General features: G+C 66.1%; 15 protein-coding genes, 1 tRNA gene and 1 pseudogene. 2 read left to right on the forward strand and 15 right to left on the reverse strand.

The genetic code is table 11. The features are described from left to right. Positions 1–123 precede the first annotated feature (123 nt). From ACIHCQ_RS19200 to ACIHCQ_RS19255, 12 genes are all read right to left on the reverse strand, one after another. Positions 124–2,118: a ricin-type beta-trefoil lectin domain protein gene (locus ACIHCQ_RS19200; protein ID WP_399663455.1), complete on the reverse strand. Its 1,995-nt coding sequence runs from the start codon at positions 2,116–2,118 to the stop codon at positions 124–126. Positions 2,119–2,328: 210 nt separating this feature from the next. Further along, positions 2,329–3,981 carry an RICIN domain-containing protein gene (locus ACIHCQ_RS19205; RefSeq protein ID WP_399663457.1) on the reverse strand — a complete coding sequence of 551 codons (1,653 nt, stop codon included), beginning with the start codon at positions 3,979–3,981 and terminating at the stop codon, positions 2,329–2,331. A 184-nt stretch (positions 3,982–4,165) separates the two neighbouring features. Continuing rightward, entirely contained in the window at positions 4,166–4,666 is a 501-nt protein-coding gene (locus ACIHCQ_RS19210) for an ATP-binding protein (RefSeq protein WP_399663459.1), read from the reverse strand. Then, complete coding sequence (locus ACIHCQ_RS19215; RefSeq protein WP_399663462.1) at positions 4,663–4,809, reverse strand: hypothetical protein; 147 nt, start codon at positions 4,807–4,809, stop codon at positions 4,663–4,665. The genes ACIHCQ_RS19210 and ACIHCQ_RS19215 overlap by 4 nt, the downstream gene beginning before the upstream one ends. 194 nt (positions 4,810–5,003) lie before the next feature. After that, complete coding sequence (locus ACIHCQ_RS19220) at positions 5,004–7,457, reverse strand: ricin-type beta-trefoil lectin domain protein (RefSeq protein WP_399663464.1); 2,454 nt, start codon at positions 7,455–7,457, stop codon at positions 5,004–5,006. Between the two features lie 373 nt (positions 7,458–7,830). Continuing rightward, a complete protein-coding gene (locus ACIHCQ_RS19225) occupies positions 7,831–9,315 on the reverse strand; it encodes an RICIN domain-containing protein (RefSeq protein ID WP_399663466.1) in 1,485 nt (494 codons plus the stop codon). A 643-nt stretch (positions 9,316–9,958) separates the two neighbouring features. Next, complete coding sequence (locus ACIHCQ_RS19230; protein WP_399663468.1) at positions 9,959–10,849, reverse strand: carbohydrate ABC transporter permease; 891 nt, start codon at positions 10,847–10,849, stop codon at positions 9,959–9,961. Continuing rightward, the gene (locus tag ACIHCQ_RS19235) at positions 10,846–11,871 is read right to left on the reverse strand and encodes a carbohydrate ABC transporter permease (protein WP_399663471.1); all 1,026 of its coding nucleotides are present in this window, start codon (positions 11,869–11,871) and stop codon (positions 10,846–10,848) included. Before ACIHCQ_RS19235 ends, ACIHCQ_RS19230 begins: the two co-directional genes overlap by 4 nt. After that, on the reverse strand, positions 11,868–13,178 hold the full coding sequence (locus tag ACIHCQ_RS19240; RefSeq protein ID WP_399663474.1) for an ABC transporter substrate-binding protein: 1,311 nt from the start codon (positions 13,176–13,178) through the stop codon (positions 11,868–11,870). The genes ACIHCQ_RS19235 and ACIHCQ_RS19240 overlap by 4 nt, the downstream gene beginning before the upstream one ends. Positions 13,179–13,440: 262 nt before the next feature. Continuing rightward, the gene (locus tag ACIHCQ_RS19245) at positions 13,441–14,028 is read right to left on the reverse strand and encodes an RICIN domain-containing protein (protein ID WP_399663577.1); all 588 of its coding nucleotides are present in this window, start codon (positions 14,026–14,028) and stop codon (positions 13,441–13,443) included. Then, positions 13,949–14,317 carry an RICIN domain-containing protein gene (locus ACIHCQ_RS19250; protein WP_399663476.1) on the reverse strand — a complete coding sequence of 123 codons (369 nt, stop codon included), beginning with the start codon at positions 14,315–14,317 and terminating at the stop codon, positions 13,949–13,951. The genes ACIHCQ_RS19245 and ACIHCQ_RS19250 overlap by 80 nt, the downstream gene beginning before the upstream one ends. A gap of 305 nt (positions 14,318–14,622) precedes the next feature. Beyond that, the gene (locus ACIHCQ_RS19255; RefSeq protein ID WP_399663478.1) at positions 14,623–14,784 is read right to left on the reverse strand and encodes a hypothetical protein; all 162 of its coding nucleotides are present in this window, start codon (positions 14,782–14,784) and stop codon (positions 14,623–14,625) included. Positions 14,785–15,380: 596 nt separating this feature from the next. Between ACIHCQ_RS19255 and ACIHCQ_RS19260 the strand changes: the two genes are divergently transcribed. Beyond that, positions 15,381–16,148 carry a group II intron maturase-specific domain-containing protein gene (locus ACIHCQ_RS19260; protein WP_399663480.1) on the forward strand — a complete coding sequence of 256 codons (768 nt, stop codon included), beginning with the start codon at positions 15,381–15,383 and terminating at the stop codon, positions 16,146–16,148. Positions 16,149–16,232: 84 nt separating this feature from the next. After that, positions 16,233–16,565, forward strand: a complete 333-nt coding sequence (locus ACIHCQ_RS19265) for a hypothetical protein (protein WP_399663483.1) — start codon at positions 16,233–16,235, stop codon at positions 16,563–16,565. Positions 16,566–16,616: 51 nt separating this feature from the next. On the opposite strand, the gene ACIHCQ_RS19270 is transcribed toward ACIHCQ_RS19265, so the two are convergent. The 3 genes and pseudogenes from ACIHCQ_RS19270 to ACIHCQ_RS19280 all read right to left on the reverse strand — a co-directional run bounded on the left by ACIHCQ_RS19270 (position 16,617) and on the right by ACIHCQ_RS19280 (position 19,108). Beyond that, positions 16,617–17,384 (reverse strand): transposase, encoded by a 768-nt coding sequence (locus tag ACIHCQ_RS19270; protein WP_399663487.1) that lies wholly within the window; start codon positions 17,382–17,384, stop codon positions 16,617–16,619. 1,161 nt (positions 17,385–18,545) lie between these two features. Beyond that, positions 18,546–18,619 (reverse strand) — tRNA-Pro (locus ACIHCQ_RS19275). Between the two features lie 119 nt (positions 18,620–18,738). Beyond that, a pseudogene (locus ACIHCQ_RS19280) lies at positions 18,739–19,108 on the reverse strand (MmcQ/YjbR family DNA-binding protein). Between the last annotated feature and the right edge of the window lie 70 nt (positions 19,109–19,178).

A 19,178-nucleotide genomic window follows, 5' to 3' on the forward strand; every position in this document is an offset into this window, starting at 1 on the left:
ACACCGCTGCGGGCACGGCGGGCTGTATGACGCAGCGGACGGCAGGCTGGTGCCGGCCGTCCGCATCACCTGCTGGCTGTGCCGCGGTTCGCACGCCTCACCGCGTGGCCGTTGCGACGTATGTCAGGTGAGGGTCCACTTCTGGTTGGCCTGGCCCTTGCACTGCCACCGGATCAGCTGGGTGCCGTTGGCGGTTGCCGCGCCAGAGGCGTCCAGGCACTTGCCCTTGAGGTCGGTGATGGTGCCGTCCGAGTGGACGGTCCACTGCTGGTTGGCGCCGCCGTGGCAGTCCCAGATGACCACCTTGTCGTCCTCGTTGTCGTCTACGGCGTCGAGGCACTTGTCGCCGTAGACGACGAGTTCGCCGCGCGAGGTCTGCTGGAAGGTCTGGTTGCGTCCGCCGGAGCAGTCCCACAACTGTGGCTTGGGGGTGGGGTTGATGCGGGCGTTCTTGTCGATGTCCACACAGCGGTTGGAAGCGGCGCCGACGAGGGCCGCGCCGTCGGTGCCGGGGATGCCCTGGACGCGGAGGGCGTCGATGTCGGGGGTGGTGCTGCCGGAGACCGCCGCGAACCTGACTGTGTTCGCCCCCTTGGCCAGGTGCGTGAGCAGGGAAACGGTCCGATAGGTGGTGGCCGAGCCGGTGGGCGGGAAGGCCACGACGTACTTGTACTGGCCGTTGACCTGGATGGTGGCCTTGCGGGCGGTGCTGCCGCCGTTGGCGTAGGTGATGTCGACGAGCTTGGTGCCCGCCGTGGAGGCGGTGACGTTGCTGAAGGTGGGGGTGGCGGCGGTGGTGGTGTCCTCGTACGTCGAGCCGGAGGCCTCGGTACCGGAAACGGTCAGCAGTACCGCGTCGTTCGCCGGGACGGAGGTGGTGTAGCTGGTCGCGAACGATCCGGCGTCGGTGCGGCTCCAGGCGTTGCGCACGGTGGCGGAGGCCGGGGTCAGGCCGAGGTCGGCCCAGCGGACGGTGATGTTCGCGTCGGAGCCGGTGCGGTTGAGCAGCATGACCGCGCGCTTGCCGGTGCCGGAGAGGACCTTGCCGTACACCCGCAGGCCCCGGGTGTCCTCGGCGACCTTGACGCCCTGCAGGCCGCGCGGGTCCTGGTTGACGGCGAGGACCTCGGGGTTGGTGAGGATGTCGCGGGTCTCCGCGCTCATGGTGGCGACGTTGTTCCCGGCCAGCAGGGGGGCGCCGGCGATCGACCACAGGCTCATATGCAGCCGGTTGCGCTGGGCGGTCATTCCGTTCACGCCGACCATCAGCATGTCGGGGTCGTTGTAGTACCCGGTGTGCTGGGCCGCGGGCTGCAGAGCCTCGTCGAAGTTGTAGTACATCTTGGTCAGCTGCGGGGTCTCGTCCTTCTGCAGGATGTCGACGCTGGTACGCCACAGGTCGCCGTATCCCGGCGCCCAGTTCCACGGCAGTCCGGAGCCCCACTCGCAGAACGACAGCACCAGCTTGCGACCGGTCACGGCCGAGGCGGCCTCGTTGGCGGCGGCGATCTGCTTGTACGTCGTCTCCTGGTCCAGGCCCTCCTTCTTGCCGCCGCAGAAGTCGATCTTCACGAAGTCGAAGCCCCAGCGCTGGAAGGTCTCCAGGTCCTGCTGGTAGTGGCCCTCCATACCGGTGTTGGGCGCCGCCGGCCGGGTGGTGGGGTGGTAGTAGCCGCAGCCGTCCTTGCCCGCGTCGGTGTAGATGCCGGCCTTGAGGCCCTTGCTGTGGATGTAGTCGGCGATCGCCTTCATGCCGCCGGGCCACAGGTTCTCGTCGACGACGATGTTGCCGTTCGCGTCACGGGCGCCCTGCCACCAGCCGTCGTCGAGGTTGACGTACTTGTAGCCGGCGGCGGCCATACCCGAGGAGACCAGGGCGTCGGCCTGCTGCTTGATCACGTTGTGGTCGATGCTGCTGAAGAAGCTGTTCCACGACGCCCAGCCCATCGGCGGCGGGGTGACACCTGTCTGAGAGGTGCTCACGGCAGCCGGTTCGGCGGACAGGGGCGCCGAAGACTCCGGCCGGTCGAGGGTGGCCAGGCCGGCGAAGGCGAGTACGGCGGCGAGCACCTGGACGGTGATGCGCCTGATCCAACTTCGTGCAGTGGTGTGGGACATGCGGCTCTCCAGGGGGAAGGGTTCGTTGAACGTTGTGGCGGCCAGTCCGTTCGCCAGTTCGGGGGCGAGCGGATCATGCGGACCGTGCCGCGGCCGCCGCGCAACAGCCGTTCTACGTCGGCGTGCGCGGGCGGGCGCGGCAGGGCCGGGTCGTGCGCGTTGCGTCCGCGCTCTTGAACAGCGGGGCCGCCGAGGCTCCGCGCCACGGTGTTACGGCGTGAGCTGGGCGAGGTTCACGGCGTTGGCCATCGCCTGATAGCCGGCGTCGTTGGGGTGTATGTGGTCAGAGTCATATGCGGGGTTGAGGCGGTCGGGGTTGCTTGGGTCCTGCATCACCTTGTCGAAGTCGATGAAACCGTCGAAGGCGCCACTGGTGCGGATCCACTGGTTGATGGCTTTGCGGATCTCGTTGCCGGAAACCGACCAGTAGTTGAACCCGTAGTAGGGCATGATCGTGCCGCCGATGATCTTCACGCCGGCGGCGTGGGCTTGGTTGATTACGCTCAGCAAGCCGTCCCTGAGAGCCTCGAAGGTCAGGCTGGACCCGTTCGGGCCGGCGTTGTTGCCGATGTCGTTGATGCCCTCCAGCAGGATCACGGTTTTGACGTTGGGCTGGCCGAGCACGTCCCGGCCGAACCGGCTCTTGAGGCTTGGGTTGGTCCACCCGGCGTCTGTCAGTATCCGGTTGGAGCCGATGCCGGCGTTCACGACGCCGAGGGTGGGGCCGCCGGAGGCGGAGTTCATGCGCCGGGCGAGGTAGTCGGGCCAGCGGCGGTTGGCACCCCAAGTGGAACCGACGCCGTCGGTGATGGAGTCCCCGACGCACACCAGGGTTCCGGTGGCGGTCGAGGAGATGACGTCCAGGCCTTCGAGGAAGTACCAGGACGACTTGTTTGTCGGGTAGTTGCCGAGGCCGTCTTCGGCGACGTGGTTGCCGGAGGCGACCCAGGCCCGCTGCTGTGCCTCATAGTGCCAAGTGGCGGCGGGGGACGTGCCCGACACGTGGAGGCTCACGAGCTGGTTTGTGTCCGCGGCCACGTCCATCGGGATCGGGTCGCTGGCGATGTCCTGCCCGGCGGGGATGGTGACGGAGGCGCTCTTATTGAAGAGGACGGTGCGATGGGTGCCGGGGACGGCGGTGCCGGGGGTGCTGCCTTCCCTGGCGAGGTCGACGGCGTCGATGGTCAGCGGTCCGGTGCTGTAGCGGTTGCTGAGTCGGACGCGGAGCTGGGACCCCGCGACGGTGGTGTGTGCGACCATGCGGATGCTCTTGTCGGTGAACGATTCACCGTTTTTCATCAGGCCGACGGTGTAGGTGCCGACCCGTGTGAGCGGGGCGGAGACCGGGGTGAGGGTCCAGCGCTGGTTGTCGCCTCCATTGGACGTCCACTGGATGATCTCGTTGCCGTCGTTAACCAACGACTGCTTGTTGTCGACGACCAGGCCGTTGGCGGCGTTGACAAGGTTGTAGGCGTCGCCGGCGGGCTGGAGCTTCCATTGCTGTTTGCCGGAGCCGTCGCAGGGGTTCTGGACGAGCTGCGGAATGAGGCTCTGCGGGGCGGGTGTGTCCAGACACAGGCCGCTGTTGGCGCTCCTGATGGTGTAGGCGCCGGAGCTGGTCCGGGTCAGCAACCATTGCTGGTTGGCTCCATTGTTCCACGTGTATTGGATCACGGGTGCGCCGGGGGCGGTCGAGGCGAGTTTGACGTCAATCAGCTTTTCGCTCGCGACGTTCGTCAGGGTGTATACGGTGCCGGAGACGGGAGCTGCCGAGGCCGCGTGGGCCGTAGCGCCGGTCCCGGTCAGGGCGCATGCCGCGAGGCCCATGCCGACCGGGACCGCGAGACGTCTGGTTATTCGCATGAGAACCTTTTTCTTGGGTCTTTGCGTGGTGAGGGGCCCGGCGCGGGGCATCCGAAGGTCCGGCAGTCCACCTCTTGCCGCCAGCCCCATGGCTTCTGCGTGATCAGCACGTGCGTTCTCGCCCGGGGTGCCGTCGATCCGCGCAGGTGTCTGCCCGGGACCACGGAGCTCGAAGGAGCGGGGTTCAGTGGGCAGGGCCGGGGATGGCGAACCAGACGGATTTGCCGTCGGCGGGGGTTGAGTAGAGGCGGGTGGGGTGGACTGCGCAACGGCCCCCGGAGAGCCGCGCGATGATGCCGAGACCCCGGCCGCCGTCCAGCAGCGTCCCCAGCTGGTCCGGGTCGGCTCCAGCGGCGAGCCGGGCGGCGATGATGTCGAGTTGGTCGCCGGTGTCTGCGATTTCGATCAACAGCGGGAGCCCAGCGTGGGAGACGATCCGCAGCTCGCAGGGGCCGGGCGCGTGGATGGTGGCGTTCGTAGCCGCCTCGGAGACCATGACGGCCAGGTCTTCCAGCCGGCCTGGATCGTTGATGTGCTCGGCGAGCTGGTCGAGCACGACCTGGCGGGCGTGCCGGACCGGGTGGGGTGCGCCGGTCAGGTCCCAAACAGTTGTGTGCCGCTCGTCCATCCGGTCAGCGGGGTCGGCTGTGCGGGGCGGGTCGGTGACGGAGTCGGGGGCGCTCACCACGGTGCCGCCTTCGGTGCGTGGCCGCGGACGACCGTCAGCCGCAGACCGATGATGCCGATGAGACGGGCGCGTTCCTCGGCCAGGTTCCGGGCGCCGAAGACCACGCACGTCCTTGCGGACACTGGTCTGGGACTGATCATGTCGCACGTCCTTCTCGGGAGGGAATGGCCCTGTCGCGCGAGCCGACTACACCGTGATCCTCGAGTGGCGGAGATCAGATCTGATGGCGTCGGCGACGGCCACACGGACAGAGGAGCGGCAGGGGGATGCCGCTGTTGGATGTGTCGAGGTGGGGCGGAGATCTCCTGGATGACAGGGGATCTCCGCCAACTTCCTAGACGGGGAGCTTCCACTTCTGGTTGTTACCGCCGTTGCAGGTGTAGATCTCAACCTCGACAGGGCTGGTGGCGAACGCCGGGACGTCCAGGCATCGCCCGGACTGTGTGCCGCGGAGGCTGCCGTCGGCTAGCTGCGTCCACTTCTGGTTGTATCCACCGTTGCAGGTGTAGATCTCAACCTTGGTGCCGTTCGTCGTGGCCTTCCTGGGGACATCCAGACAGAAGGTGCCGCCGATCCTGATCGTGTCGTCGGCCGGGTTGTAGGTCCAGGTCTGCGCGAAACTGTTGTTGCACTGGTAGGTCTTCACCCGAGTTGCATTCTCGAGCTTGCCTTCGGGGAGGTCCAGGCACATGTTCGAGATGCCCGAAGGGATGGCGCCGACACGCTTGGGGGTCGGATCGGTCCCGGGCGCGACCAAGAAGGCGTCGAACTGCTGCGTCTTGTATCCGCTCACTGCCGTCGCGTCAACGGAGTCGACCGTGCCCAGGCCGGCGCGGCCGTGAGCATAGGTCGAGTCGGTTACGCTGCCCAGCACTGTGCCGTCGACCTTGGCGGTGATGGTCGATCCCTGCATGGTCAGGGCGACGGAGTGCCAGCGGTTGGTGCCGAGGGCCGCTGTGGTGCCGCTCTTCAGGGTGGTGAAGTTCCACTCCTTGTCGCTCTTGAGGATCGACCAGGCACCCGTGTCGCTCACCCGCAGACGGTACGCCTCCAGGCCGTTGTTGTTCCTGCCCTGCATGCCCACGCGGCCAAGGAGTTCCACTGCGCCGGGTTGTTCCAGCATGGCGTCCGCACTGACGGTGTAGTTGCTCCACGCGTCGTCGCCCATGAAGGTGTACGGCGCGTCGTACTTCTCGTTGGTCCAGCGGATCGGCGTGGCCGTGGCCATCTGACGCAGGCACGTGCCCCCGCGTCCGCCACCGCAGGTCACGGTCTCGAAGGCGCCGTTCATGTCCGTGAAGTACTTCGGAGACTCGGTGATGCCCGGCGTCTGGAAGTCGTTGTACTGCGGCAGGCTCAGCGAGCCGACCGCCGGCGGTGTCGTCGCGGCCTTGCCTCCCCCGGCCTTCGTGGTCAGCGTGTAGACGCGGCCGGGCTTCAGGGTCACGGTGTACTTGCCGTCGGAGGGGGTGACATCGGTGGTGTGCGCAAAGTTGTCATCACCGTACGAACTGTCCGAGTTCGTGTTGACGTTCGTGGCCCACACGTGAACCTGACCCGTTGACAGCCCGCCGGTGACCTGGACATCCAGGGTCTGCTCGGCGGTGGCCTGCGTCGTCTCGATGATCGTGCTGTAGTGACCACCTTCGGGTGCTCGCAGCGTCACATAGCTGCCGTTGGAGCGGTCACCACCCAGATAGCCACTGGCGGAATCCTGGTACCGCCATCCGACCTCTGTGAACTGTGTCGTGTGGGCCATGACCCAGGTGGTCTTGCCGACCCGGTAGTGGCCCGACCAGGGCTGGTTGGCTGACACAAGTCCATTGAAGGCGAAGTAGGTGTTCGGGTAGAGCGCGCCTATCAGCGGCCAGTTGTAGTACGAGGTCATCCGACCGTCGATGTAGTCCCGGTTGAGAGCCCGCGCCACGTTCGCGGCGCCCGCCTCGGTGTCCTGTGATCCGTTCTCGCTGGCCCACAGTTGCTTTCCCATGTTCTGGGCCTTCTGGTTGCGGTTCCAGTCAGACAAGGGATCTGTTGTGTTGTACTCGGGGCAGGCGGTGGTCGCGTGGTTGTTGCCGATGGCTGCCGTGCCCGAGTAGCCGCACGGGTAGTGCACGCCGATGACGTCCACCGCCTCCCGGAACGCCGCGTTTCTCTCCATCTCGTCGACGACATCCCAGTTGTGCTCAGCTGCCACGACCTTGGTCGCGTAGCCCTTCGACTTGAGGGCGTTCTTGAGGTCGACGAACCACCAGGCTTTCCACCCCCGCTCGTTCCAGCCGCCGAGATAGTCGATCTCCAGGTTGTTCTGCTTTGCGCAGTCCATCCAGCGCATCAGGTAGTCGATCGTGTCGTTGGTCCAGAAGTCCCCGCCGCCGACCCAGCCCGGTGCGCCCCAAGCCAGGGCGGAGAACGTGATGTTCGGGTTTCGGGCCTGGGCCTCGCGGGCCAGCCACCACTCATAGCCGGCGTCGCAGTCCACCTTGCCCCTGGTGTGCTCGTGGCTGGGTTCGGCGCCGTCGGTGGAGTTGGTGTCCCCTCCGATCTCAAGCTTGAGTGCCTGCAGCGAGGCGCCGACGCCGGGCTTGAACAGGTAGTCCAGGATCTGGCTGCGCTGCGGTTCGGGATAGTCGACCAGCAGTCGAGTGTTCCCTCCACCTCCGCTGATCGCGCCGGCTCCGTCGAACACCCGGCCCGGCTTGGTGCCGTCGACGGTGATCGATGTCGAGACTGCGGCGTATGCGCGGGGAGTCGCCACCCCGGATATCACGCTCAGTATCATCGCCATAACTGCGAACAGGGCATAATGGCCCCGGGATATTCGAAGCACGCTGGCTCCTTACGACTTCGAGGGGTTGGGATGCGCACCCGCCCCGATGCCCTGACCCCCGGCGGCGGCGCGGCGCCGTGATGGCCGTTGTCCACTGACGGCAAGGGGGATGAGCTAGGGTTCGGGCCGGGGCGGTGCAACCGTCTGTGGCAGGACTGGCACTCGTACGGCTCGCAGTGTTGGGTCCGGATTTACCTGGGCGTCTTGCATGGCCAGAAGCATGAGCATGGCCCACGGGCTCGACCATCGACAAACCGAAGCCGTACATGGACATTCGCAAGGCGCGATGCAGGCGTCGGGCGGTGTGCACAACCGCGTCGGTCCAGGGGGGTCAAGCGGTGAGCCGCTTGAACTGCTGGTTGGTGCCGGTTCCGCACTTGAGCTGGATGAGGCGGATGTCCCCGGCGGAGCCCTCCGGGACCTCCAGGCAAAGTCCGCTGTGCCGGGCTACCAGGCGGTAGTAGCCGTTGCCCTGATCCTCGAACTTCCATTGCTGGTTGTGGCCGCTGCCGCAGTTGTACTGGTTGACGAAGGCCTTTGCGGTGGAACCACCCTCGACATCCAGGCACTTGCCGCTGTGCTGGGCGAGGATGCGGTAGTAGCCGCCGCCCGCGTCCTCCAGACGCCACTGCTGGTTGAGGCCGCCGTTGCAGTCGAATTGGATGACGTGGGCGTTGTCGGCCGCGGAGTTGTCCTTGACGTCGACGCAGTTGTCGCTGTGCCGGGCCACGAGGTTGTAGTAGGGGCCGCCGCCCACGCCCTTGACCGTCCCCGCCGCCGCGTCGATTTCGACCTTGGGGTACCAGGGCAGGTTCATGGTGGTCTTGGTCGGGAAGGTCAACGGCAGCCAGACGTACGTGGAGTCGTTGACGGGGCCCTTCCCGTTCATGGCGGCGCCGGCCCACCGGTCGCCCATGTACAGGAACGAGGTGTTGCCCGACGTGCCCTCGATGGGCAGGACGAACGTGGTCTGGGAGTTGTAGGCGATGCCGTCACCGACCTCCTTCATCTCCGTCCAGGGGCCGGCGATGCTGGCGGCGGTGGCGTACATCTGCTGGTTGGGATTCCAGCCGCTGAGGCCGGAGGTCAGCATGAAGTAGACACCGTCACGTTTGAACAGCGCCGGGGCCTCCCGCTTCTGGCCCGGCCAGGGGTTGGCGACCAACGGATTGTCGGCGTACCCGGTGAAGTCGGCGTTGAGCTTGTAGATGCGCAGGTCGGCGTTGTCCTGGGCGGCCGTTACGTGGTAGGCGGTCTCACTTCCGTCCGCGTTCTTGTCCACGTACAGCGTCATGTCCCGGGACTCAGTGGTCTGGGTGGTGTCGTTGCCACTCGGCGGCTGGAAGCTGCTCAGATAGTCATAGGGACCCTCGATCTTGTCGGAGACGGCGACGGCGGCCCTCGACTCGACGTAGTCCGTGGCGTTCTCCTTGTGCATCCACATGACGAACTTCTTGGTGGTGCTGTTGTAGATCACCTTGGGACGCTCGATCTTGGCGGACTTCAGCTCGGGATCGCTCGCCTGGTTGAGGGCATCGCCTACCCACTCCCACTTCTTCAGGTCGGCCGACTTGTAGACGGAGACGGCCTTGAAGGTGTAGTTCGGGTGGCGGTTCTCACCGAACCAGTAGTAGTAGCCATCGGTGTGCTTGATCATCCCGCCGCCGTGTGCGTCGACCGGGTCGCCATTGGTCCCGATGAAATCGTTGGGGTTGTCCAGGGTGACCGGGGCGGCCTGGGCGGGCGGCGCAACCACCAGTAGTGCGAGCACGCTGGCGCAGGCAGCCAGCAACGGCGTGAGAAAACGTCTGAGCATCGTTGCTCCTTCGTGAACGGGAGGGCGGCTTCGGGAAGGAGAGTCGAACCCACCCTCGGGCGGCTCTTGGTCCCATTCGTCGATCTGTGCTGGGCTTGATCGGGAATGAGGGTTGACCCCACCCTGGTCAGGGGCTGACATGCCGTGCGGGGTGGGGCCAAGATCGAGGGATTGGAAGTGGGGTGCGTCCGCTGTCGGCCTTCGGCCGAGTCCCGTTCAGCGGACTTCCCGGAGGTGTTCGACGGCAGCTCGGCAGGATTCTGGCGAGGCCGTCGTCACCGCAGTCGGCGACGCCGTCATCGGCGCCCCGCCGGCGGCTGCTGGTGCGGGACAGATGGGGGTTCGTCGGCTGCGAGAGGGACTCAGGTGAAACGAGGGATGCAGTCCGGGCAGATGGAGAGCGTCCGGTCGGGGGCGCTCGACCACTGGATGAGGCCCACGGAAATGGGGGCGTCTGTCCAGCGGTTGCACCTGCAGCAGAGGTCGGCATTCATCTGTCCGGAGTCTCCTGCTCTTGATCGGGATGGATGTCGTGGGGCGTGGGCGCTCGTGCTGGAGAGGGACAGCTGCCGCTCTGTGTTCAATACCCGCTCCAGGGGAATGAGGGTGGGAAGGCGGAACGGGGGGCAGCGCGAGCCGACTATCAGCCCTTGTTGGCGCCGAGGGTGAGCCCGCTGACGAACTGGCGCTGCAGCACGAAGTACACGATCAGGACCGGGATCGCGGTGAGCAGGGCGCCGGCGGCGATCAGGTTGGGATCGGTGAAGTACTGCCCGGAGAGGTTGTTCAAGGCCGAGGTGATCGGCATGTTCTCGCCGGTCGAGATCAGGACGATGGCCCAGAAGAAGTCGTTGTAGATCCAGATGGACAGCAGCGTGGCCAGGGCCGCCATCGCCGGGCGGCACAGCGGCAGGGTGATCTGCCAGTACTGACGCCATACCGAGGCGCCGTCCACCAGCGCGGCCTCGGTCAGCTCGTGCGGCAGGGAGCGCATGTAGTTGCTGAGCACGAAGGCGCAGAAGCCGGACTGGAAGGCCACATGGATCAGCACCAGGCCGAGCGCGGAGTCGTACAGCTTGCCGCTCATCGTGATGCCGGGCAGGTCGACCAGCAGATACAGCCGGTACAGCGGGGTGATGATGACCTGCTGCGGCAGCAGATTGCCGGCCGTGAAGACCAGCAGCAGCGCCAGGTTGAGGCGGAAGTCGAAGCGGCTGACGTAGAACGCGACCATCGAGGACAGGAACAGCGTCAACAGCACCGCCGGCACGGCGATCAGCAGCGTGGTGCCGAAGTAGTGCAGCATGTCCGACTGCTGGAAGGCGTTGGTGAAGTTGTCGAGGCTCAGTTTGTCGGGCCAGGACACGTAGCCCTTGGTGCTGGTCTCTCCGTACGGGCGCAGGGCCGCGAGGATCGCCCAGAGCAGCGGGGCGAGCCAGGCCAGTGCGGTGCCGGCAAGGAAGATGTGCAGCAGGATCCGGGCCGGGCGCAGGGGGGTGCGCTGCTTGCTGAGCGCGGCGGGGAAGGTGCTCACGATCGCCGCTCCTTCCGGAAGGTGGCCACCAGGTACGGGATGATCACGGCGAGCGAGATCAGCAGCAGCACGACCGCGATGGCGGAGCCGTATCCGATGCGGCTGGACTCGCCGATGATGTTGTTGGTCACGAGGATCGAGAGCAACTCAGTGCCTTCGGCGCCCTTGTTGAAGACGAAGACCAGGTCGAAGGCGCGCAGGGCCTCGATGATCGTGACGACCAGGACAATGGTGTTGGTGGGCCGCAGGGTGGGGAAGACGACGTTCTTGAACGTCTGCCATTCGTTGGCCCCGTCGAGCGCGGACGCCTCCCGCAGCGCGGGGTCGACGCCCTTCAGGCCTGCCAGGTAAAGGATCATAAGGTAGCCGGTGTGCCGCCAGCACGCGGCGACCAGCACGGCCCAGAGGTTCAGGTCGGGGTCACCGATCCAGTCGATGTAGTGACCGGGCTTGTTGGCCCCGATGAGGCTGTTGATCAGTCCGGTATCGGGGTTGTAGACGAGCTGCCAGACGAAGCCGATGACGGCGAAGGACATCACAACGGGCAGGAAGAAGGCCGCTTGGTAGACCCTGCTGAACCGGATCTTCTTGTCCAGCTGTACCGCCAGGAACATCCCCAACGGCATGGGTACGAGGATCAGAACAGCGAGCCAGATGACGTTGTGCTGCACGGCGGGCCAGAACTGCGGGTTGCTGGTGAACAGTTCCCTGAAGTTGTCCAGCCCGACCCACTTGATCGAGTCGAAGCCGATGCCGTCCCAGGTGGTGAAGGCCAGCCCGACCGAAGCCAGCGCGGTGACCCACACCAAGGCGATGTGCAGGACGGTCGGCACGCCGACCATGAGCCAGAGAGTGAACCGGTCGCGTCGGGTCAACAGCCGTCGGTGCCCCTGTCGTACCCGCCGGCTCCTCCCCTTTGCCAACTGCGTCTCCGGGGGCCCCGGGGGCGGGGACGGGGGATTCGTCGCCCCCGGGGTGCTCGTGATTTCGGTCCCGGTACCGGTGTTCCGTGTGACAGTCATGAGGAAGCGAAGATCCTCTTCTTCTGGCGCTCGATCGACGAGAGCAGGCTGTCGATCCCCTTCGGATCGCGGATGAACTTCTGCAGCGCGGGCTGCATCACCGTGGCGGTGAAGTCCGGGCGGCTGTCGCGGTCCATGAACTGCGTCAGGTGCTTCGCGCCGGAGATCATCTCGTACGCCTTCTTCTGCAGCGGGGTGTACGAGGAGGTGTCCGCCGTCCTGGAAGCCCCGACGACACTCGGGTCTGACTTGAGGTAGAGCGCCTCGGCCTCCGGCGTGCCCAGATACTCCAGCAGCTTGACAGCACCGGCCTTGTTCCTCGGGGCCTTGGAGAGCATGAAGCCGTCAGTCGGCGCCTCGACGGTGTCCTGCCCGTACGCCGGGTCGATCTCCGGGAAGGCGAAGAAGTCGAGGTCCTCCAGGGCGGCCTTGTCGGTGAACTGCTGGGCCACGAAGGTGCCGAGGAGGTACATGCCGGCCTTCTTGGAGGCGAGCGTCTGGGCGGCGTCCTGCCAGGTGCGGCCGACGGCGCCCTCCTGGTGGAACGGGAGGATCTCGGCCCACAGGTCGAAGGTCTTGCGCACCTTGGCGTCGGTCCAGGAGGCCCCGCCGGCCATCAGCTCGACGTGGAAGTCGTAGCCGTTGGCGCGGAAGTTGATCTGGTCGAAGGTGCCCATCGCGGGCCAGGCGTCCTTGTCGCCAAAGGCGATCGGGACGAGCCCGTCCTTCTTCATCTGCTTGCACAGGGCAACGAAGTCGTCCCACTTGGTGGGAACTTCGTAGCCGTACTGCTTGAAAACGCTCTTCCGGTAGAACAGCGCCCAAGGATACGTGTACAGCGGGACGAAGTAGTGCTTGCCGTCCTCGCCCTGGCTGAGCACCTTCATCGCGACGGGGAAGTTGCTGCCGATGGTCTTCCACACGTCGTCGATCGGCGTGGCCAGGCCCTTGGCCGCGAAGAACTGCATGCGGTATCCGGCGAACCAGTGGAACACGTCGTCCGGCGTGCCCTGCAGGTAGGAGTTGATCTGCTCCTGGAAGGTGTTGTGGTCCTTGGTGTTCACGTCGACCGTGATGCCGGACTTCTTCTTGTAGGCCGCGTAGATGTCGGCGAACGCCTTCTTCGGCACAGCGTCCGACGCGTTGGAGCCGACCGTGACGGTCTTCGGGTCAGTCGCCGTGGCGCTGCCGCCGCAGGCGCTCAGCAGGGGAAGGCCGGCGCCTAGCGCTACCGCCCCGCCCAACCCCCGCAGCAGCGTGCGTCGATTGAGGCCGGGAGTGGAGAGACCAGAGGAAGAGAGTTGCATGACGACTCCTGAGGCAGAGCGGCGGTCACGGGAGGGCACAAGGTCGATCAGAAGCAAACGAGATCAAACAGTGGGCCCCATGAGAGCGGTTCGACCTACCGAACGTCAAGAGGTGCGCATCACCTTTCTCTGGCCCCTACGAAACCGGTGACCTGGGGAAAACGCTTTCCCCGGGTGCCAGTTGTGGGATTCCCGCAGGCTGGTGCGATGGGTGCGCTCCCATGGTGCGAAGGCGCCTGTGTCGCACATCGAGCAAGCAGCCTCAAGACATGCAAAGAGCCTGAACATGGTTGCCGGCGGCGGCCCAGGCCTGCTCCTGGGCCTCTTGGTGCCAAGTGGTGCCGGGAAACGTGCCCGACAGGTGGAGGCTCACGAGCTGGTTTGTGTCCGCGGCCACGTCCATCGGGATCGGGTCGCTGGCGACGGCCTGCCCGGCGGGGATGGTGACGGAGGCGCTCTTGTTGAAGAGGACGGTGCGATGGGTGCCGGGGACGGCGGTGCCGGGAGTGCTGCCTTCCTTAGCGAGGTCGACCGCGTCGATGGTCAGCGGTCCGGTGCCGTAGCGGTTGCTCAGCCGGACGCGGAGCTTGGATCCTGCGACGGTGGTGTGTGCGACCATGCGGATGCTCTGGTTGGTGAAGGATTCTCCGTTGGACATCAGGCCGGCGGTATCGGTGCCGACCCGGGTGAGCGGGACGGAGACCGGGGTGAGGGTCCAGCGCTGGTTGTCGCCTCCATTGGACTGCCACTGGATCATCTCGTTTTCGTCTTCATCCAACGACTGCTTGTTGGCGGCGACCAGGCCGTTGGCGGCGTTGACAAGGTTGTAGGCGTCGCCGGCGGTCTGGATTCTTCCATTGCTGGTTGCCGGAGCCGTCGCAGGGGTTCTGGACCAGCTGCCGAGTGGAGCTCTGCGGGGCGGGAGTGTCCAGACACAGGCCGCTGTTGGCGCTCCTGATGGTGAAGGCGCCGGAGCCGGTCCGGGTCAGCAGCCATTGCTGGTTGGCCCCGTTGTGCGAGGGCCACTGGACGACGGGTACGCCGGGGGCGGTCGAGCCGTATTTGACGTCCATCAGCATGCCGCTCGTGCGTTCGTCAGGGTGTAGACGGTGCCGGAGGCAGGGCCTCCGAGGCCGCATGGGCCGTAGCGGCGGTCCCGGTCAGGGTCCAGGCCGCAAGGCTCAGGCCGACCGGGACTGCGAGAGATCTGGAGAATCGCAAATGAGAGCCTCTTCCTTGAGTCTTTGCGTGACGAAGGGGGCCGACGCGGGGCGGCCGAGGTTCGCGGGCTTTCGAAGCGGTGGTGCATCGGCGCGCGGCAGTCGGTGTCGCGTTCGCGGGTGGCCCGGTGCGAGTTGTCGGCCGCCAAGAACCGCTGCGCGGTCTTCGCGTCGCGCTTGGAGCCCGACAGGGAAGCGGCGGTACGCCGCCGCGGGGATTTCCGCTAGCTGGACTTCCACTTCTGGTTGTCGCCGCCCCAGCACAGGTCATAGACCTGGACCGGGACGTTGTCGTGGCCGAACTCGGGAACGTCGAGGCAGCCGTTGCCATCGACATTGCGCAGGATGCTCGTGTATGGAGTCGAGGGCGACGGACTTCCGGTCACTCGCCGTGCCGCTGCCGCCGTAGGCGCTCAGCAGGGGATACCCGCGCCGAGCCCAACCGCCCCGCCCCCGCAACAGTGTGCGGCGGTCGGGGCCGGGAGAGGAAAAGCCGGAGGAAGAAAGCTGCATGGCGACTCCTGGGGCAGAGCAGCGAGCCCATGGGTTGCAGACCAAGGGCATAAAGACGATCAGAAGCGAACGAGACCAAACAGGGGCTTTATGAGATCCGTTCGGCCTACCGAACGTCAAGAGTCGTGCATCCCTTTTTCTGACCCTACGAAAACCCATGACCTGGGGAAACTGCTTTCCCTGAGCGCCGTTGATGGATCCCCGCAGGCCGAGGGTGGCGGGTGCGCTCCCATGGCTCGACTCGGCCTGCCTTGCGCATCGAGCGAGAACCCGTGAGATACACCGGGAGTCTGAATTTGATTCAGACTCACCCCCGCGTCGGCGCTCGGAGACGCGTGGGCTGTCGAGCGAGAGGGCTTCACGGCCACGACATGCCGGTCTGTGAGGCGCGGCAGCCGCACATCGGGCACGGCCGATGTGGCGAACATTGCCGATCCAAGAGGAAGACGCGGGCAGCGAATGGACACGCTTGCTCAGCAACGTGGCCCTCTCTGTCCTGGACGAACACATCGCCCAGGGCCCGGGAGGTCCGGCGAGCACCTTCAACGACCGCCAGAAGCGCCGCCGTCGCGGGCTGCCGAACTACCGGCTGATCCGTTACGCGGACGACTGGTGCCTGGTCGTGTCGGGCACCAAGGCCGACGCGGAGTTACTCAAGGAAGAGGCCGCCCAGGTCCTCTCCACGATGGGCTTGCGTCTGTCGCCGGAGAAGACGCTGGTCACCCATATCGACGAGGGCCTCGATTTCCTTGGCTGGCGCATCCAGCGCCATCGCAAGCGAGGCGCCAACAAGCACTACGTCTACACCTACCCCGCCCGAAAGGCCCTCGCGGCCGTGATGGCCAAGGTCAAGACGCGGTGCCGCAGAACAGGCACGGACGTGCCGTTCGACACCCTGCTCATCTGTCTCAACCGGATGCTGCGGGGCTGGTGCGCCTACTTCCGGCCGGGAGTGTCGAGCGCCGTCTTCCAATACCTGAGCTCATACGTCTGGGGCCGGGTGATCTGGTGGCTTCGGCGCAAGCACCCCCGGATGAACTGGAAGGACCTGCGCCGTCGCTTCTGCGGCGGCGGCTGGTGGCCGGCCAGCGAGGAACGGGAACTGTTCAGCCCGGCGAAAGTGCACACCACGCGCTATCACTACCCGCGGATCAGTCATTCCCTCCCCATGGCCGATCACGGGATGAGGACAACCCTCAAGAAATCACCGGGGCTTGTGGAGCGCCCGTTGCGTTGAGAGGCGCACGGCGGGTGCGGGAAGCGGCCCGGAGAAACGGCCCGGCCGAAAGGCCGGGACCGCGCTCCGGGCCGACTTCACGCCATGGATCTGGAAGACCCCGGCTTCCACCACAGCGTGCTCGCCGACTTCCGCGAGCACCTCACCGAAGACGGCCGGGCCGACCGCCTCCTCGACCTGGCACTCGCCCGCCTGAAAGAGGCAGGGCTGGTAAGCGAGCGCACTACGCAGCGTACCGACTCCACCCATGTCGTGGCCGCGGTGCGCGACCTGACCCGGCTGGAACTGGTCACCGAGGCGGTCCGTGCCGCGCTCGAAGAAGTAGCCCGCACAGCCGGACACCTGCTTGTCGGCCTGGTCGACGAGGAATGGGGACGCCGCTACGGCCGCCCGGTCCGCCTGAGGCTTGTCCCGTAAATGGTCTCTGACTGGGTGCGGACGTGGTCGGTGGTCAGTCCGGCCGCTCTCCTATCCGGCGAGGTTGAGGTTGTGCAGGCGGGCGATGCCGAGCATGGCGTGGTGGACGCCGTCGCCTTTGAGGCGGCAGTCGCGGAGGATCTTCCAGGTCTTCATGCGGGCGAAGACGTGCTCGACGCGGGCGCGGACCTGCTTGTGGGACTTGTTGTGGGCCTGCTTCCAGTCGGCCAGCTCTTCGCCTTTGCGGCGGCGGTGGGGCATGAGGAGTCCGGTGCCGGGATAACCGCCGTCGGCGATGGTCATGGTGTTGCCGACGGCGGCTTTCGCACCGGATTCCTCCCATGCCTTGCAGTCGTTGCGGTTGCCGGGCAGGGGTCTGCCGACGACCACGACGAGGCGGGTGTCGGCGTCGATGACGACCTGGTGGTTGGTGGAGTACCGGTAGTTTTTGGACTGCTCGGCAACCGTGTGGTCACGGGTGGGCGCCAGGGTGCCGTCCACGATGAGCACCGTGTCCTTGCGGAATCGCTTGCGGGGTTGGAGGGCGAGGAGCGGGCCGAGGTGGTCGATGATGCGGTCGGCCGCAGACTTCGAGACACCGAACAGCCGGGCGAGCTGGCGCATCGTCAAGTTTGTCCGCCAGTAAGCCGCCACGAGCAGAACTCGATCCTCCAACGGAAGGCCCCACGGGCGCCCCTTACGGACCGGATCTGCACCTTCACGCCGCAGCGCGGTCACCAACTTGCCGAAGGAACACGGGCTCAGCCCCGTGAACGGGGCTATCCAAGACGGCTCCGACGCCGTGATCACACCAGCCACAGCAAGATCATCTCACCCGCGACCAGTAGTTACGGGACAAGCCTTAGTGGCTGGGCCCAATCACTGGCTCCCCGGGGCGATCGGCACCAGCCGCGTCCGCCCTCCACCATCACCGTGGCATAAATCCGCAGGTCAGCACCATGGGCACGACCAGCCATGTTTTATGGCTCCTGCCCAGGACTCGAACCTGCGGCCAAGCCGCTGCGGTGCGCACCATCCCGCTGCCCCGTTCCCAGAGCGGCGGGACCGATCGCCTGTTGCGTAGGACTCGTCTTCCGTCAGCTCCACCGACGCGCGGTATCAGTCCGTCGAAACCTTCGCGTGCTCCGCGAGAAGGTTGACCGTCGGCGCTTCGATGAGGACTTCTGTTTTCGCCTTGTGCCGACTTGGGGACTCGAACCTGCGGCCAGTGCCGTCTGCCGCGTCAGCCGGATAACTGCTACTGCCTGCGCCATCCCTTGTTCCCAGATCTGGATACAGGGACAAGAACCTGCGCGGGTCGTTCCGACACAGTGCCGTGCGCGATCACCCTGTACGTGGGGAACACGAAGCGCCGGCCACTCCCCCCGGCCACCCCCGCCGAGGCGCGAATGACCACGTCAGCGCCGGCCACAAGTAGCGTCTACGTACGTTCCGGAGTCGACCTCCCGCCTGCCAGCCACAGTCGAGGCCACAACCTCTGGTCTCCCCCATCCCAGCAGGCCGCCTACTGCGCGCAACGGCCCTGTACCGCTCCTTGCCCTCAGTCATGTGGACACCAGGATCGGGTCACACGCCGACGCCGCCCCGCTGACCTGCACAGACTTCTCCGGGAGCGTTCAAGACCTCGATGCGTCGTCCACCCGGACCGGGATCCCTCGCAGTCAAGGGGACATTTACTGGACCCCAAGAGGGGGCCGTCCGCACGACCCCACATGAACCGATGGGAGCACCCCGACCCCTTGACCAGAAAAACGGGGAGCACCAGGCCCCAGCCCGTGGGAGCAGCCGCAGCTCGACCCGATTGGGCGACCCGTGGTCAACCACCGATTGACCGCGATCGCGGCGCTTGGGAGCGATGGGAGCACGGGGAGCGGAAGAGCGCTCCCACACCGCGCCCGGACACGCAAAAGGGGCCATCCAAAGATGGCCCCTCACCTGCGACAACGCAGAAACACGCTGTCGGGACGACAGGATTTGAACCTGCGACCCCTTGACCCCCAGTCAAGTGCGCTACCAAGCTGCGCCACGTCCCGATGCCCGTTGGACCTGCGGTTTTGCCCGGCCGAACGTGCATCAGAAGAATACCGCACTTCGACCGGTGGTCACGAACCTCTTTCGCGCCCCGCCCCTGGCCAGGGGACCACCGATCCGGTCAGCCTGTCCGCATCTGCCCCAACTCGGGGTGCGCGTCGAGCAGCTTGCGCGGCGCGGCCTGGCGCCAGGAGTCCAGCAGGATCGCGGACAGCTCCTCTTCGTCCTCCAGCGCCGCCAGGCGCACTCGCAGCCAGGCGTAGTTGTCGTCGTGCCCGTCCCGTAGGAAGAATTTCCCGGGCTCGGAGAGGATCAGCTCCTCCCGGTCCTCCTTGGGGCACTTCACCCCCATCACCTTGTCGTCGTCATCGAGCGAAGCGAAGATCCTCCCGCCGCTCTCCAGACGGAAGGTGGGCATGCCCCCAGGAGAGCTTCTCCATCGCCCCGGGGAGCGAAAGTGCGAGTCTGCGTACGTCGTCGGCAGTGGCCATGCAAAGACCGTATGACGCGGCACTGACACTCGCCCGGCGGTCCGCCACCGCGCCTCGCGTTCAGCGGCCT

It is taken from the genome of Streptomyces sp. NPDC052236, assembly GCF_044548015.1.
In the GTDB taxonomy this organism is placed as follows: domain Bacteria; phylum Actinomycetota; class Actinomycetes; order Streptomycetales; family Streptomycetaceae; genus Streptomyces.

Excerpts from the sequence above, each read along its gene's own strand:
- ACIHCQ_RS19250 (WP_399663476.1), bottom strand. The coding sequence starts at position 14,317 with ATGCGGCCTCGGAGGCCCTGCCTCCGGCACCGTCTACACCCTGACGAA.
- ACIHCQ_RS19220 (WP_399663464.1), bottom strand. The coding sequence starts at position 7,457 with ATGGCGATGATACTGAGCGTGATATCCGGGGTGGCGACTCCCCGCGCA.
- ACIHCQ_RS19235 (WP_399663471.1), bottom strand. The coding sequence starts at position 11,871 with ATGACTGTCACACGGAACACCGGTACCGGGACCGAAATCACGAGCACC.
- ACIHCQ_RS19200 (WP_399663455.1), bottom strand. The coding sequence starts at position 2,118 with ATGTCCCACACCACTGCACGAAGTTGGATCAGGCGCATCACCGTCCAG.
- ACIHCQ_RS19265 (WP_399663483.1), top strand. The coding sequence starts at position 16,233 with ATGGATCTGGAAGACCCCGGCTTCCACCACAGCGTGCTCGCCGACTTC.
- ACIHCQ_RS19225 (WP_399663466.1), bottom strand. The coding sequence starts at position 9,315 with ATGCTCAGACGTTTTCTCACGCCGTTGCTGGCTGCCTGCGCCAGCGTG.
- ACIHCQ_RS19240 (WP_399663474.1), bottom strand. The coding sequence starts at position 13,178 with ATGCAACTCTCTTCCTCTGGTCTCTCCACTCCCGGCCTCAATCGACGC.
- ACIHCQ_RS19205 (WP_399663457.1), bottom strand. The coding sequence starts at position 3,981 with ATGCGAATAACCAGACGTCTCGCGGTCCCGGTCGGCATGGGCCTCGCG.
- ACIHCQ_RS19215 (WP_399663462.1), bottom strand. The coding sequence starts at position 4,809 with ATGATCAGTCCCAGACCAGTGTCCGCAAGGACGTGCGTGGTCTTCGGC.